This window comes from Kitasatospora sp. NPDC008115, assembly GCF_042957205.1.
GTDB lineage: Bacteria > Actinomycetota > Actinomycetes > Streptomycetales > Streptomycetaceae > Kitasatospora.
The window spans coordinates 17,372-32,559 of record NZ_JBIBHU010000020.1; the positions used below are offsets into that span (position 1 = coordinate 17,372).

Genomic DNA, 15,188 nt, shown 5'->3' on the forward strand with positions numbered 1-15,188 from the left:
GGCGTCAGCCGAGGTAGTACGAGGTGTTGATCGCCAGGACCTCGGCGAGTCGCCCGCGCAGGGCGTCGGTGTGGCGCAGCGCCACCGGCTCGGCGCCCGGGACCGGGCGCACCCCGCGGTCGGCGAGCAGGTACACCACCCGCAGGGTGCGCAGGGTGTTGGAGACGGTCGCGGGGACGACGCCGGGCTTGCGGCGGCCGGTGGCGGCGATCGGGTCGAGCCAGGCCAGCGCCTGCCGCTCGGTCAGCTCCGGGCGGGTGAGGACCTGGCCGATGGCGCGGCCGAGGCGGTCGTCCTCCATGGCGTCCAGGACGTGGTCGGTGGGGGCGAGCAGCCGGGCCGGGGCCAGGTCCAGCAGGGGCGCCGGGTCGGCGACCAGCGGGCTGCGGCCGAGGGCGCCCAGCAGGTCGGCGCCGTGCGCGACGGCGTGCAGCCAGCCGAGCCCGGGGTCCCAGCCGCGCAGGTCGGTCTCGGCGGGGTACCAGTGGGCGAAGGCGTCCAGCCAGGCGGGGCGGTACGCGCCGGCGTCGACGAGTTCGGCCAGGACCAGCGGGGCGAAGGTGCGGGCCTGGATCTCGGGGTCGGACAGCCGCTCGGCCATCTCGTCGCCGAGGGCCAGGCGCTGTTCGGGGGTGAGCCGGGGCACCCAGCGGCACAGCTGCTCGTAGGCGTGGGTGTCGCGGGTCTCGGGGTCGGGGGAGCGCATCGCGGCGCTGACGGCGGCGAGCAGTTCGGGGGGGGGGGTTCGGCGGTCTCGATCCCGGTCCAGTTGATCATGGCCGGACCCTAGGCGGCCCGGGCGGCCGGGGCCACCGGATTTTCACAGCCCCGGCGCGCCCCAGACCGGGAACCAGCGGGTGAGGTCCTTCTCCAGCCGCAGGTCGTTGCCGAGCATCGCGTTGACCTGGAGCTCCAGCGGGCTGTCGCGCTTCTCCCCGCCGCCCGGCAGCGGCGCGAACGGGTAGAAGGTGCCGCGCTTGTACAGGTAGACCAGGGCCAGCGGGCGGCGCCCCTCGGCGTCCCGGAAGCCGACCAGCGAGCAGAGCAGCTGCGGCCCGAAGCCGTTCGCCTCCAGCTCGCTGTTGACCGCGTGCAGGTCGTTGACGAGGTCCGGCAGCTCCCCGGGGGCGTGCCGGGCGAGCAGCCAGGAGTAGCCGTAGGAGTCCGTGGACGCCTCGACGGGGACGCCGCCGCGCCCGGTGTCGGCGTCCAGCAGCGCCCGGACCTGCCGCTCGACCTCGTCGAAGGCCCCGCCCTCGACCGGGGCGAAGCAGACCGAGCCGAGCCCGGTGGGCCGCAGGCCCGCGCCGGCCTCCAGGGTCAGCGCGGCGGACGGCACCCCGAACAACTGGTCGAGGTCGGGTCTGACGGGCTTGCTGCGGCCGAACAGCGCGTCCAGGATTCCCACGGCGGTCCTTCCGGTGGCGACGGGTGACGGTGCGGGTGGCAGGTGGCAGGTGGCAGGGGGCGTCAGCGGCCGAGCCGGGCGGAGATCTTCGCGAGCTGCGCCAGCCGCTGCTCCAGGCTCGGGTGGGTGGAGAACAGCTGGGCCGCGGCCTCGCGGGCGCTCAGCGCGGGGGCGAAGTAGAAGGCGTTGTAGGCCTGCGCCCGGCGCAGGTCCTTGGTCGGGATGGCGGCGATCTGGCCGGTCACCTTGGTGAGGGCGGAGGCGAGCGCGCTGGGCCGGCCGGTGAGCTGGGCGGCGGCCCGGTCGGCGGCCAGCTCCCGGTAGCGGGAGAGCAGCCGGGTCAGCAGGAAGCTGATCGCGTAGACGGCGATCGACACCAGCGGGATCACCAGCGCGGCGATCGCGGCGTTGGAGTCGTTGCTGTTGCGCCCGCCGCCCATGAAGCCGCCGTACATGGCGATCCGGGTCATCGCGCCGGCCAGCACGCCGAGGAAGCCGGCCACCGTCATCACGGCGACGTCCCGGTGGGCGACGTGCGACAGCTCGTGCGCGAGCACGCCCTCCAGCTCCTCCGGCTCCAGCCGGCGCAGCAGCCCGGTGGTGACGCAGACCACCGCGTTCCGGGGGTTGCGGCCGGTGGCGAAGGCGTTCGGCATGTCGTTGTCGGCGACGGCGACCCGGGGTTTGGGCATGTCGGCGAGCGCGCAGAGCCGGTCGACGGCGCCGTGCAGCTGCGGGTACTGCTCCGGGGTGACCCGGTGGGCGCCCATGGCCCGCTCGGTGATCCTGTCGCTGAACCAGAACTGGGCGACGAACAGGCCGCCGGAGATCAGGACGATGATCGGCCAGGCGCCGCGCAGCAGGGCGATCAGCAGCCCGGTGAAGCCGACGTACAGCAGTCCGATCAGGAACATCGTCCCCACCATCCGGCCGGTCAGGCCGCGGTCGGGGGCGAAGCGGGTGTGCTGGCCCGGGGTCGACATCGCTGTTCCTCCGTTCGCCGTCCGCTTCCGATGCTGCCACCCGGGCGGGCCCGCGGCATCACCCGCGTGCCGCGAACTGCGGGCAGGATCACCCCGGCCGGGCCGTTCCTGCCGTCGGACCCGGGCCTTACACTGGCAGGTACGGTTCTGGCACTCGGGTGTTCAGAGTGCCAAGACCGGGGCCCTGCGGGGCCGGCCCGGACAGCTCGAATGCGGACACATGCCACAACGGCGTGTCACAACGGACAACGCGTGAAGACGGAGGTGCGTGCCCCATGGCCGGTGAGGTCCGTCAGCTCGACGACCGCAAGCTCGCGGTGCTTCGCGCGATCGTCCAGGACTACGTGGGGACGGAGGAGCCGGTCGGCTCCAAGGCCCTGGTCGACCGCCACAACCTCGGGGTCTCCCCGGCCACCGTCCGCAACGACATGGCGGCGCTGGAGGAGGACGGCTACATCCACCAGCCGCACACCAGCGCCGGGCGCATCCCCACCGACAAGGGCTACCGGCTGTTCGTCGACAAGCTGGCCGAGGTCAAGCCGATGAGCGCGCCCGAGCGGCGGGCGATCCGGCACTTCCTGGACGGCGCGGTGGACCTCGACGACGTGGTCGCCCGTACGGTGCGGCTGCTGGCCCAGCTGACCCGCCAGGTCGCGGTGGTGCAGTACCCCTCGCTGAGCCGCTCCACGGTGCGGCACATCGAGCTGGTCGCGCTGGCCCCGGCGAAGGTGATGCTGGTCCTGATCACCAACACCGGCCGGGTCGAGCAGCGGCTGGTGGACTGCCCGGGCACCGTCGGCGAAACCCTGCTGGCGGACCTGCGGGCCCGGGTCAACGTGCGGGCCGCGGGCCAGCGGCTCCCGGACGTCCCGGGGCTGCTGGAGGAACTGCCCGCGCTGTTCGAGGCAGCCGACCGGCCGACCGTCTCGACGGTGCTGGCGACGCTCTTCGAGACGCTCGCCGAGCAGAGCGAGGAGCGGATCATGCTGGCCGGCACGGCCAACCTGACCCGCTTCGGCCACGACTTCCCGCTGACCATCCAGCCGGTGCTGGAGGCACTGGAGGAGCAGGTCGTCCTGCTCCGCCTCCTGGGTGAGACCGCGGACGCCGGGATGACGGTCCGGATCGGGCGGGAGAACGCCTACGAGGGCCTGAATTCCACGTCGGTCGTCTCGGTCGGTTACGGTTCGGGCGACGAAAGCGTGGCCAAACTGGGTGTGATCGGTCCGACCCGGATGGACTATCCGGGCACAATGGGGGCGGTGCGAGCGGTGGCACGGTACGTGGGCCAGATCCTGGCCGAGTCGTAGGAACGAGCACCGTCGGACCTGACGGTGCCCGAAGTCGCAAGCACACTTACAGGCGGAACAAGCGGAGCATTTGGTGGCCACGGACTACTACGCGGTACTCGGCGTCCGACGGGATGCGGGGCAGGACGAGATCAAGAAGGCGTTCCGGCGCCTGGCACGCGAACTGCACCCGGACGTCAACCCGGACCCGAAGACGCAGGAGCGGTTCAAGGAGATCAACGCCGCCTACGAGGTGCTCTCCGACCCGCAGAAGCGCCAGGTCTACGACCTCGGCGGCGACCCGCTCTCGCCGAACGGCGGGGGCGGCGGGGCGGGCGGCTTCGGCGCGGGCGCGGCCGGCTTCGGCTTCTCCGACATCATGGACGCCTTCTTCGGCGCCGCCTCCGGCCAGCGCGGCCCGCGCTCGCGGACCCGGCGCGGCCAGGACGCCATGATCCGCCTGGAGATCACCCTGGAGGAGGCCGCGTTCGGCACCACCAAGGAGCTCCAGGTCGACACGGCCGTCACCTGTACCACCTGCAGCGGAGAGGGCGCCGCGCCCGGCACCTCCGCGCAGACCTGTGACATGTGCCGCGGCAAGGGCGAGGTCTCCCAGGTCACCCGGTCCTTCCTGGGCCAGGTCATGACCTCCCGCCCCTGCCCGCAGTGCCAGGGCTTCGGCACCGTCGTGCCGACCCCGTGCCCGGAGTGCGCTGGCGACGGCCGGGTCCGCGCCCGCCGCACCCTGACCGTCAAGATCCCCGCCGGCGTCGACAACGGCACCCGGATCCAGCTGGCCGGCGAGGGCGAGGTCGGCCCCGGCGGCGGCCCGGCCGGCGACCTGTACGTCGAGATCGCCGAGACCACCCACGCGGTGTTCCAGCGGCGCGGCGACGACCTGCACTGCACCGTCACCATCCCGATGACGGCGGCCTCGCTGGGCACCCAGGTGCCGCTGCAGACCCTGGACGGGGTGGAGGAGGTCGACATCCGGCCCGGCACCCAGTCCGGCCAGTCCATCCCGCTGCACGGCCGGGGCATCACCCACCTGCGCGGCGGCGGCCGGGGCGACCTGATAGTGCATGTCGAGGTGCAGACGCCCACCAAGCTCGACGCCGAGCAGGAGGACCTGCTGCGCCGCCTGGCGGTGCTGCGCGGCGAGGAGCGGCCCTCCGGCCAGTTCGCGCCCGGGCAGCAGGGGCTGTTCTCCCGGCTGAAGGACGCCTTCAACGGCCGGTAGCCGTCCCGCGCGGGGGTGCCGAGGCTTCCTCGGCACCCCTTTCGCGTTCCCGTTCCCCTTCCCACCCCGGAGGTTCCCCGCATGACCGCGCCCGTGTTCGTCGCCGACACCGAGCGGATCGCCGCCGCCGCGCCCGGCGCCCTGGTGCTGCTGGACGGGCCGGAGGGCCGGCACGCGGCCGCCGTGAAGCGGCTGGAGCCGGGCGAGGCGGTCACCCTGACGGACGGCCTCGGCCTCGGCGTGGACGGCACCGTCGCGCGGGTCCTCGGCAAGGACGCGATCGAGGTGACGGTGGCGGCCGTGCGCGAGGAGCCGCAGCCGCGGCCGCGGATCGTCGTCGTCCAGGCGCTGCCCAAGGGCGACCGGGGCGAGCTGGCCGTGGAGACCATGACCGAGGTCGGCGTGGACGTGGTGATCCCCTGGGCGGCCTCGCGCTGCATCACCCAGTGGAAGGGCGAGCGCGGCGGCAAGGCGCTCGCCAAGTGGCGGGCCACCGCGCGGGAGGCCGGCAAGCAGTCCCGCCGGCTGCGCTTCCCCGTGGTCCGCGACGTGATGACCACCCGGCAGCTGGCCCCGGTGCTGATCGGCGCCGCGTTCGCGGCCGTGCTGCACGAGGAGGGCGCCGAGCCGCTGGCCGGCGCCGCGCTGCCGGACACCGGGGACCTGGTGCTGGTGGTCGGCCCGGAGGGCGGGGTCTCCCCGGAGGAGCTGGCCGCCTTCGCCGCGGACGGGGCCAAGCCGTACCGGCTCGGCCCCTCGGTTCTGCGCACCTCCACCGCCGGGGTGGCGGCCGGCGCGCTGCTGCTGGGCCGCACCGGCCGCTGGTCGTAGCACCGGTTCCCCGGCGGCGTCCCCCGCAGGGGGGCCGTGGTCGGGAAAGTCCCGGCGCGCGGGGCGGCCCGTGCCTAGGGTGACGGGTGTGAGCGAACCCGAGAGCACTCCCGTGGGCGCCTATCTGCGCCACCCGCACCTGCACGGTGACCTGATCACCTTCGTGGCCGAGAACGACGTGTGGCTCGCCCCGCTGGACGGCGGCCGGGCCTGGCGGCTGACGGCCGATCACGTCCCGGTCCGCCGCCCCCGGTTCTCCCCGGACGGCCGGTACGTCGCGTTCACCTCGACCCGGGACGGCGCCCCCGAGGTGCACCTCGCGCCGGTGGACGGCGGCCCGTCCCGACGGCTCACCTACTGGGGCGACGCCCAGACCCAGCTGCGCGGCTGGACGGCGGACGGCCGCCCGATCGCCACCACCGCCGCCGGGCAGGCCTCGCTGCGCCGCACCTGGGCGCACGCCGTGCCGCTGGACGGCGGCGAGCCGGTGCGGCTGCCGTACGGGCCGGTCGGCGGGCTGGCCTTCGAGCCGGGCGGCGACCGGGCGCTGCTGGTCTCCGCGTTCGGCGTGGAACCGGCCTGGTGGAAGCGGTACCGGGGCGGGCGGGCCGGAAGGCTGTGGATCGGCGCCGAGCGCTTCGAGCGCGTCCACGAGGAGCTGGTCGGCAACATCGAGTCGCCGCTGTGGGTGGGGGAGCGCATCGCCTTCCTCTCCGACCACGAGGGCGTCGGCGCGCTGTACTCCAGCCTCCCGGACGGCTCCGACCTGCGCCGCCACGGCACCTCCCCGGAGGGCTTCTACGCCCGCGACGCCGCCACCGACGGCACCCGGGTGGTCTGGCACGGCGCCGGGGAGGTGTGGCTGCTGGAGGACCTGGCCGGCGCCGAGCCGCGCCGCCTGGAGGTCGGTCCGGCCGGCCCGCGGGCCGGCCGCCGCCCCCGCCCGGTCTCCGCCGCCTACTGGCTGGAGGGCGTCGCCCCGGACCGCACCGGCCGCGCCGGCGCGGTGGTGGTGCGCGGCACCGTGCACTGGCTGACCCACCGCGAGGGACCGGCCAGGGTGCTGGACGAGACGCCGGGCGTACGCGGTCGGCTGGCCCGGGTGGTGCCGGGCGCGGCGGGCGAGGACGCCGCCCAGGGCGTGGTCTGGGTGACCGACGCCGAGGGCGAGGACGCGATCGAGTACGCGCCCGCCGTGCTCGGAGCCGAGCGCCGCCGGCTGGCCGCGGGCCTCCTCGGGCGGGTCCGCACCCTGCTGGTGTCGCCGGACGGCAAGCAGTTGGCGGCCGGCTCGCACGACGGCCGGGTGCTGCTGGTCTCGCTGGCCGACGGGGCCGTGCACGAGCTGGCGCGCAGCGCCGACGGCGAGGTCAGCGGGTTGGCGTTCAGCCCCGACTCGGCGTGGCTGGCCTGGTCGCAGCCGGCCCTCGGGCCGTGGTCGCTGCGCCAGATCGTGCTGGCCAACCTGGCCACCAGGACGGTCTCCGAGGCGACCCCGCAGCGCTTCATCGACACCTCGCCGGCGTTCACCGCGGACGGCCGGCACCTGGCGTTCCTCTCGGTGCGCAACTTCGACCCGGTGTACGACTCGCACGTCTTCGACCTGTCGTTCCCCAACGGCTGCCGCCCGTACCTGATCACGCTGGCCGCCGACACGCCGTCCCCGTTCGGGCCGAGCCGGGCCGGGCGGCCGGTCGGCGGCGAGGACGACGAGCCCCGCGGCAAGCGGACGGACGGCGAGGAGGGCGGGGCCGACGCGCCGCCGGTGACCCGGGTCGACCTGGACGGCATCGCCGACCGGATCGTGCCGTTCCCGGTGGAGGGCGGCCGGTTCGGCACCCTGCGGGCCGCCAAGGACGGGGTGCTGTGGACGCGCGTCCCGCTGGTCGGCGAGCTGGGCGACGAGGCGGCCTCGCTGGAGGACGAGCGCCCGCGGCCCACCCTGGAGCGCTTCGACTTCCGCAAGCGCCGGGCCGAGCAGCTGGTCGACGGCCTGGACGCGTTCGCGGTGAGCGGCGACGGCACCCGGCTGGCCGTGCTGGACGAGGGCGAGCTGCGGATCCTGCCCGCCGGCCACAAGGCCTCCGGCGAGGACGAGGAGGCCGACGTCGACCTGGACCGGCTGCGGGTGACCGTCGACCCGGCGGCCGAGTGGCGGCAGATGTACGACGAGAACGGCCGCCTGATGCGGGACAACTTCTGGCACCCGGACCTCGCCGGGGTGGACTGGGCCGGGGTGCTGGCCCGCTACCGCCCGCTGGTGGAACGGCTCGGTTCGCACGACGACCTGGTGGACCTGCTCTGGGAGGTGCACGGCGAGCTGGGCACCTCGCACGCGTACGTGGTGCCGCCCGGGGCGCACACCGAGGCGGCCCGCCGGCAGGGCCTGCTCGGCGCCGACCTGGTCAGGGACGGCGAGGTGTGGCGGATCGCCCGCATCCTGCCCGGCGAGTCCTCGGACCCGCGGGCGCACTCGCCGCTGGCCGCGCCCGGCGCGGCGATCCGCCCGGGGGACGCCGTCCTCGCGGTCAACGGCCGCCCGGTGGACCCGGTCACCGGCCCGGCGCCGCTGCTGGCGGGCACCGCCGGGCAGCCGGTGGAGCTGACCGTGGCCGGCAAGGACGGCACCGACCGGCGGCACCCGGTGATCGTGCCGCTCGCCGACGACGAGGCGCTGCGCTACCACGACTGGGTGGCCGGCCGGCGGGCCGCGGTGCGCGAGCTGTCCGGGGGCCGGCTCGGCTACCTGCACATCCCCGACATGCAGACCACCGGCTGGGCGCAGATCCACCGGGACCTGCGCTCGGAGATGGCCAGGGAGGGCGTGATCGTCGACATCCGGGGCAACCGGGGCGGGCACACCTCGCAGCTGGTGATCGAGAAGCTGTCCCGGCGAATCGTCGGCTGGGGCGTGGCCCGCGACATCGCCAACCCGTCGCCGTACCCCGAGGACGCCCCGCGCGGGCCGGTCGTCGCCCTGGCCGACGAGTACTCCGGCTCGGACGGCGACATCGTCAACGCGGCCATCCAGGCGCTGGGCATCGGCCCGGTGGTCGGCACCCGTACCTGGGGCGGGGTGATCGGCATCGACAGCCGGTACTCGCTGGTGGACGGGACCCTGGTGACCCAGCCGAAGTACGCGTTCTGGTCGGAGCGGGTCGGCTGGGGCCTGGAGAACCACGGCGTGGACCCGGACGTCGAGGTGCCGTTCCCGCCGCACGCCTGGGCGGCGGGGGAGGACCCGCAGCTCGCCGAGGGGGTCCGGCTGGCCCTGGAGGCGCTCGCCGAGCGTCCGGCGAAGACCCCGCCGGCGGTACCGGGGCACCGGTAGCGGGCACGGAGCGGGAGGCCGGTCCGGCCTCCCGCTCCGGCGCTCCTCGGCTAGCATGCCGCCGTACGCACCGACCGACCAGTACCAGTACCCGCGAGGAGACCCCGATGGCCGGCGAGCCGCAGTCCGACTGCCTGTTCTGCAAGATCGTGGCGGGCGAGATCCCGGCCACCGTGGTGCGCAAGACCGAGCGGGTGCTCGCCTTCCGCGACATCGCGCCGAAGGCCCCGCTGCACGTCCTGGTCATCCCGCACGCCCACTACCCGGACGCCGCCGCGCTGGCCGCCGACGAGCCGGAGATCGCCGGCGAGCTGCTCGCCGAGGCCGGCCGGGTCGCCGCCGACGAGGGCGTCGAGAACTACCGGCTGATCTTCAACACCGGCGCCGGCGCCGGCCAGACGGTCTTCCACGCCCACGTCCACGTGCTCGGCGGCAAGCCGATGACCGAGAGCATGGTCTGACGGGGGTGTCGCAGCGCGAACTCGTCGTCCTCGGCACCGCCAGCCAGGTGCCGACCCGGCACCGCAACCACAACGGCTACCTGCTGCGCTGGGACGGCGAGGGCCTGCTGTTCGACCCCGGCGAGGGCACCCAGCGCCAGATGCTGCGCGCCGGGGTCTCCGCCACCCAGCTCACCCGGATCGCCGTCACGCACTTCCACGGCGACCACAGCCTGGGCCTCGCCGGGGTGATCCAGCGGATCAACCTCGACCGCGTCCCGCACCCGGTGGACGTCTACTTCCCGGCCTCCGGCGAGGTGTACTTCGAGCGGCTGCGCCACGCCACCGCCTTCCACGAGACGGCCGTGCTGCGGCCCCGCCCGATCGAGGAGCCCGGCCCGCTGCCGGCCCCCGGCGCCCGCTTCGCGCTGGACGCCGTCCGACTCTCGCACCCCGTCGAGTCCTTCGGCTACCGGCTGCGCGAGCCGGACGGGCGCCGGCTGGTGCCCGAACGGCTGGCCTCCCTGGGCATCGGCGGACCGGACGTCGGCCGGCTCCAGCGGACCGGAGCGATCGAGGCGGACGGGCGGCGGGTCACCCTGGAGGAGGTCAGCGAGCCCCGGCCCGGCCAGCGGTTCGCCTTCGTCATGGACACCCGGCTCTGCGAGGGCGTGCACGAGCTCGCCGAGGGCGCCGACCTGCTGGTCGTCGAGGCCACCTTCACCGACGCCGACGCCCGGCTCGCCGAGGAGCACGGCCACCTCACCGCCGGCCAGGCCGGCAAGGTCGCCGCGGAGGCGGGCGCCCGCACCCTGGTGCTGACCCACTTCTCCCAGCGCTACCCGGACCTGGGCCAGCACCTCGCCGACGCCCGCAAGCATTTCGACGGCCCGATCGTGCTTGCCGAGGACCTCGCCCGGGTACCAGTACCGCCCCGGCAGCGGTGACCAGCGGCGGACGGTCCGGAAAACCGCTCGCGCCACCCGGGCGGTCTGCCGCAGCATCATCGGGTGCGGCCCCGCCGCCCGCCGCGTCGATCACGTGCGCGGCGTACCCTGGTGCCCCGGAGAGACCCAGCGGCACCACGAGACACGGATGGGATGAGGCAGGCCCCAGCGCCGACCTATGAGTGACACATCGCAGACCCGTACCAACGGACAGCCGCGCCCCGAGCCGGCCGACGACGGCCGCGTCAGCGCCCGGATCGTCATCCCCGAGAAGCATCCGATGGTCACCCTGCTCGGTGCCGCCGACTCGCTGCTGCGGGTGATCGAGCAGGGCTTCCCCGCCGCCGACATCCACGTCCGCGGCAACGAGGTGACCGCGACCGGCGCCCGCGCCGAGGTCGCCCTGGTCAAGCAGCTGTTCAGCGAGATGATGCTGGTGCTGCGCACCGGCCAACCCCTGACGGAGGACGCCGTGGAGCGCTCCATCGCCATGCTCCGCAGTGCCGCGGAGGACCCCGACAGCCCGGCGCCGTCGCAGGTGTTCACCGCGAACATCCTGTCCAACCGGGGCCGGACCATCCGTCCCAAGACCCTCAACCAGCAGCGCTACGTCGACGCGATCGACAAGCACACGATCGTCTTCGGCCTCGGCCCGGCCGGCACCGGCAAGACCTACCTGGCGATGGCCAAGGCCGTCCAGGCCCTCCAGGCCAAGGAGGTCAACCGGATCATCCTGACCCGCCCGGCCGTCGAGGCGGGGGAGCGGCTGGGCTTCCTGCCCGGCACCCTCTACGAGAAGATCGACCCGTACCTGCGCCCGCTGTACGACGCGCTGCACGACATGATGGACCCGGACTCCATCCCGCGCCTGATGGCCGCCGGGACCATCGAGGTCGCGCCGCTCGCCTACATGCGCGGCCGCACCCTCAACGACGCCTTCATCATCCTCGACGAGGCCCAGAACACCTCGCCCGAGCAGATGAAGATGTTCCTCACCCGCCTCGGGTTCAACTCCCGGGTGGTCGTCACCGGCGACACCAGCCAGATCGACCTCCCGGGCGGCACCCGCAGCGGCCTCAAGGTCGTCCAGGACATCCTGGCCGACGTGCCCGACATCCACTTCTCCGTCCTCACCAGCACCGACGTGGTCCGCCACAAGCTGGTCGGCCGGATCGTGGACGCGTACGAGCGCTGGGACGCCCGCCAGGAGGCCCAGGAGACCGACGAGCGACGCCTCCCGGTCAAGCCCGCCCAGCGGCGCGGCTCGCGCGCACCCCGACAGTCCCATCGCACCGAAAGCTGAGTAACCAGCCCGTCATGTCGATCGACATCGCCAACGAGTCCGGTTGGGACGTCGACGAGGAGGCCATCCTCGCCGTCGCCCGCTACGCACTGGAGAAGATGCGGATCCACCCGCAGTCCGAACTGTCCGTGATCCTGGTGGACGGGGCGGCGATGGAGGAGCTGCACATCCAGTGGATGGACCTCCCGGGCCCGACGGACGTGATGTCCTTCCCGATGGACGAGCTGCGCCCCGGCAAGGAGGGCGAGGAACTGCCGCAGGGCCTGCTCGGCGACATCGTGCTCTGCCCCGAGGTCGCCGAGCAGCAGGGCAAGGCGGCCCCGTCGAAGCACTCCATGGACGAGGAGCTCCAGTTGCTCACCGTGCACGGCGTGCTGCACGTGCTCGGCTACGACCACGAGGAGCCGGACGAGGAGGCCGAGATGTTCGGCCTCCAGAAGGCGATCCTCGACGGCTGGCGGGCCGAGCGGGGCCTCGGCGGCATCTCGCCGGCCCCCACCACCCACTGAGCACGGAGCCCGAACCCCTGTGAGTGGTGAGAGTACGAGTTTCATCCTCGGTGCCGTGCTGCTCGTCGTGCTCGGCTGGCTGGCCGCGTGCGCCGAGGCGGGCATCTCCCGGGTCTCCCGGTTCCGGGCGGAGGAGGCCGTGCGCTCCGGGCGCAAGGGCTCGGCCCGGCTGCTGGCGCTGGCCACCGACCCGATCCGCTACCTCAACCTGGCCACCCTGATCCGGGTCGCCAGCGAGATGGCGGCGGCGGTCCTGGTCACCGTGGTGTGCGTGCGCACCATCGACACGACCTGGCAGGCCGTGCTGCTGGCGTTCGGTGTGATGGTGCTGGTGTCCTTCGTGGCGGTGGGCGTCTCCCCGCGCACGATCGGCCGCCAGCACCCGCTCACCACCGCCACCGCGGCCTCCTTCGTGCTGCTGCCGCTGGCCCGGATCCTCGGCCCGATCCCGCGGCTGCTGATCCTGCTCGGCAACGCCCTGACCCCGGGCAAGGGCTACAAGGAGGGCCCGTTCGCCTCCGAGGCCGAGCTGCGGGCGCTGGTCGACCTGGCGGAGAAGAACGACGTCATCGAGGACGAGGAGCGCCGGATGGTGCACTCGGTCTTCGAGCTGGGCGACACCATCGTCCGCGAGGTGATGGTGCCGCGCACCGACCTGGTGATGATCGAGCGCCACAAGACCGTGCGGCAGGCGCTGACCCTGGCGCTGCGCTCGGGCTTCTCGCGGATCCCGGTGGTCGGCGACAACGAGGACGACGTGGTCGGCATCGTCTACCTCAAGGACCTGGTGCGTCGCACCCACATCAACCGGGACTCGGAGTCCGACGAGGTCGGCGCCGTGCTGCGCCCGGCGGTGTTCGTGCCGGACTCCAAGCCGGCCGCCGACCTGCTGCGCGAGATGCAGCAGATGCGCTCGCACGTGGCGATCGTGATCGACGAGTACGGCGGCACGGCCGGCCTCGTCACCATCGAGGACATCCTGGAGGAGATCGTCGGCGAGATCACCGACGAGTACGACCGGGAGATCCCGCCGGTGGAGGACCTCGGGGACGGCTCCTACCGGATCACCGCGCGGCTGCTGGTGGAGGACCTCGGCGAGCTGTTCGGGATCGAGCTGGAGGACGAGGACGTCGAGACGGTCGGCGGCCTGCTGGCCAAGCACCTGGGCCGGGTCCCGATCCCCGGCTCGTCCTGCGAGATCCCGCTGCCCGAGGAGGTCCCGGGCGGCCTGACCGCGATCCGGCTGACCGCCGAGAGCTCCGCCGGCCGCCGCAACCGGATCGGCTCCGTCGTCGCCGCCCCCGTGCCTGCCGGGGCCGGGGCGGGCCGGGAGGGCGGCGAGTAGCGTTCGGGTGGCTCCGGGGCGACGATGGGAGGCATGACGCACCAACTTCGCGCGGAGTACGGCCCGCAGGGGACGGCGGGCGGGGTGAAGGTCTGGCACGTCGTGCGGGAGAAGGACCCGGCGCTCGCGCTGTGCGGCCGGACCATTCCCGCCGAGGCCGAGACCAGGCCGGAGCAGGAGTGGGGGACCGGCCTTCGGGGTTGCCAGCAGTGCGGCTCGCTGTACATGCACGAGGTGCCGCACATGCAGGGGAGCCACCCCTACAGCTAGCCAGGCGTTTCGACCACCTCGGAGGTCGCCATGAAGCTGCAAGACGAACTGCCCGTCGACCACAAACTGGTGCTGGTCTGGCGGATCGGGGCCGGGCTCGGCGGAATCTTCCTGATCGTGTTCGGCTGCCTGGGGCTGGCCGACCACCCGGGCTTCCTGTCCACCGAGGGCGACGAGATCGCCGGGATGTCCACCAACGGCGCGCTGAGCATCCTGTCCATCGTGGTGGGCGGGATCCTGGTGCTCGGCGCGGTCGTGGGCGGGAACTTCGCCGCCAATCTGAACATGGCGGCCGGTGCGCTGTTCATCCTGTCCGGTTTCTACGGGCTGACGGTGCTCGAACGGCCGGACGCCAACATCCTGAACTTCGGCATCCGCAACGTGATCTTCGCCTTCGCCTTCGGCGTGGTGATCACCGCGTTCGGGATGTACGGGCGGGTCAGCAGCCACCTGCCGCACGACAACCCGTACTGGCGCAAGCGGGTGGGGGAGGAGGAGGCGCTGCCGACCGGTCCCAAGACCTTCGTGAAGGTGATGCGGCCCGGACCGTCCAACCCGATCGGGCACTGAGGACCCCGCCGGGCCTCGGCCGCCGGGGCCTATGCTCCTGGGCATGAGTGACATCGTCGAGCTGAACCCCGAAGACAAGAAGATCATCACCCTGGCCCGCTCCGCCCGCGCCCGCAACGGCGTCGCGGAGGGGGCCGCGGTGCGTGACGAGACCGGCCGCACCTATGTGGCCGGGACGGTCGCGCTGGAGTCGCTGCGGCTGAGCGCGGTGCAGACGGCGGTGGCGATGGCGGTGGCCAGCGGCGCGAAGTCGCTGGAGGCGGCGGCCGTGGTGACCGAGGCGGAGCAGCCCTCGCAGGCCGACCTGGCGGCGGTGCGGGACCTCGGCGGGGCGGGCACCCCGCTGCTGCTGGCCGGCCCGGACGGGACGCTGCGGGTCTCGGCCGAGGCCCGCTGAGCGCACGCGGCCGGTACGGCGCCCGGGGTTCGCGCCCCGGGCGCCGGCGCGTTCCGGGCTCCTCGATGTGCCGGATAATCTCACCGGGGACGGGCGGGGAGACGCGCGGGGAGACGGCGCGGTGAGGGGGCTGGGCGATGGGGCCGTTCGCGTTCTTCGCGGGGCTGCTGCTGGGCGTGATGGGCATGGGCAAGTGGCAGGAGACCGGGTCGCCGTTCTGGCTCTGGGGCTCGGTCGCCTTCCTGCTGCTCGTCCTCGGCTGGGGCCTGGGCGCGGTGTTCGGCGGGAAGAAGTGAGGGCCCGGACGGGCGGTGTCCGCCCGGGC

16 protein-coding genes are annotated in these 15,188 nt (G+C 73.8%); 13 read left to right on the forward strand and 3 right to left on the reverse strand.

Annotation, left to right across the window (positions count from 1 at the left end; translation table 11 throughout):
- Positions 1-4 precede the first annotated feature (4 nt).
- The 3 genes from ACFZBX_RS24040 to htpX all read right to left on the reverse strand — a co-directional run bounded on the left by ACFZBX_RS24040 (position 5) and on the right by htpX (position 2,391).
- Positions 5-706, reverse strand: a complete 702-nt coding sequence (locus ACFZBX_RS24040; protein WP_391535852.1) for a DUF2785 domain-containing protein — start codon at positions 704-706, stop codon at positions 5-7.
- A gap of 114 nt (positions 707-820) precedes the next feature.
- The gene (locus tag ACFZBX_RS24045; RefSeq protein ID WP_391535853.1) at positions 821-1,408 is read right to left on the reverse strand and encodes a hypothetical protein; all 588 of its coding nucleotides are present in this window, start codon (positions 1,406-1,408) and stop codon (positions 821-823) included.
- Between the two features lie 62 nt (positions 1,409-1,470).
- Positions 1,471-2,391 carry a zinc metalloprotease HtpX gene (gene htpX / locus ACFZBX_RS24050; protein ID WP_391535854.1) on the reverse strand — a complete coding sequence of 307 codons (921 nt, stop codon included), beginning with the start codon at positions 2,389-2,391 and terminating at the stop codon, positions 1,471-1,473.
- A gap of 275 nt (positions 2,392-2,666) precedes the next feature.
- On the opposite strand from htpX, the gene hrcA reads away from it, so the two are divergent.
- The 13 genes from hrcA (at position 2,667) to ACFZBX_RS24115 (ending at position 15,159) form a co-directional block, all read left to right on the forward strand.
- Complete coding sequence (hrcA, locus tag ACFZBX_RS24055; protein WP_391535855.1) at positions 2,667-3,701, forward strand: heat-inducible transcriptional repressor HrcA; 1,035 nt, start codon at positions 2,667-2,669, stop codon at positions 3,699-3,701.
- A 73-nt stretch (positions 3,702-3,774) separates the two neighbouring features.
- Complete coding sequence (gene dnaJ, locus ACFZBX_RS24060) at positions 3,775-4,920, forward strand: molecular chaperone DnaJ (RefSeq protein ID WP_380627762.1); 1,146 nt, start codon at positions 3,775-3,777, stop codon at positions 4,918-4,920.
- A gap of 81 nt (positions 4,921-5,001) precedes the next feature.
- Positions 5,002-5,751 carry a 16S rRNA (uracil(1498)-N(3))-methyltransferase gene (locus ACFZBX_RS24065; protein ID WP_391535856.1) on the forward strand — a complete coding sequence of 250 codons (750 nt, stop codon included), beginning with the start codon at positions 5,002-5,004 and terminating at the stop codon, positions 5,749-5,751.
- Positions 5,752-5,839: 88 nt separating this feature from the next.
- A complete protein-coding gene (locus tag ACFZBX_RS24070) occupies positions 5,840-9,082 on the forward strand; it encodes a S41 family peptidase (protein ID WP_391535857.1) in 3,243 nt (1,080 codons plus the stop codon).
- Positions 9,083-9,189: 107 nt separating this feature from the next.
- Positions 9,190-9,543 carry a histidine triad nucleotide-binding protein gene (locus ACFZBX_RS24075; RefSeq protein WP_391535858.1) on the forward strand — a complete coding sequence of 118 codons (354 nt, stop codon included), beginning with the start codon at positions 9,190-9,192 and terminating at the stop codon, positions 9,541-9,543.
- Positions 9,544-9,548: 5 nt separating this feature from the next.
- Entirely contained in the window at positions 9,549-10,469 is a 921-nt protein-coding gene (locus tag ACFZBX_RS24080) for a ribonuclease Z (RefSeq protein ID WP_391535859.1), read from the forward strand.
- A 178-nt stretch (positions 10,470-10,647) separates the two neighbouring features.
- Positions 10,648-11,772 (forward strand): PhoH family protein, encoded by a 1,125-nt coding sequence (locus ACFZBX_RS24085; protein WP_391535860.1) that lies wholly within the window; start codon positions 10,648-10,650, stop codon positions 11,770-11,772.
- Between the two features lie 14 nt (positions 11,773-11,786).
- A complete protein-coding gene (gene ybeY / locus ACFZBX_RS24090) occupies positions 11,787-12,281 on the forward strand; it encodes an rRNA maturation RNase YbeY (RefSeq protein ID WP_391535861.1) in 495 nt (164 codons plus the stop codon).
- Positions 12,282-12,300: 19 nt separating this feature from the next.
- Positions 12,301-13,626, forward strand: a complete 1,326-nt coding sequence (locus tag ACFZBX_RS24095) for a hemolysin family protein (protein ID WP_391535862.1) — start codon at positions 12,301-12,303, stop codon at positions 13,624-13,626.
- Positions 13,627-13,659: 33 nt separating this feature from the next.
- Positions 13,660-13,896, forward strand: a complete 237-nt coding sequence (locus tag ACFZBX_RS24100; RefSeq protein WP_391535863.1) for a hypothetical protein — start codon at positions 13,660-13,662, stop codon at positions 13,894-13,896.
- Positions 13,897-13,926: 30 nt separating this feature from the next.
- The gene (locus ACFZBX_RS24105; protein WP_391535864.1) at positions 13,927-14,466 is read left to right on the forward strand and encodes a DUF4383 domain-containing protein; all 540 of its coding nucleotides are present in this window, start codon (positions 13,927-13,929) and stop codon (positions 14,464-14,466) included.
- A 31-nt stretch (positions 14,467-14,497) separates the two neighbouring features.
- The gene (locus tag ACFZBX_RS24110) at positions 14,498-14,863 is read left to right on the forward strand and encodes a cytidine deaminase (protein WP_391535865.1); all 366 of its coding nucleotides are present in this window, start codon (positions 14,498-14,500) and stop codon (positions 14,861-14,863) included.
- A 137-nt stretch (positions 14,864-15,000) separates the two neighbouring features.
- The gene (locus ACFZBX_RS24115) at positions 15,001-15,159 is read left to right on the forward strand and encodes a hypothetical protein (RefSeq protein WP_158960387.1); all 159 of its coding nucleotides are present in this window, start codon (positions 15,001-15,003) and stop codon (positions 15,157-15,159) included.
- Positions 15,160-15,188: the final 29 nt, after the last annotated feature.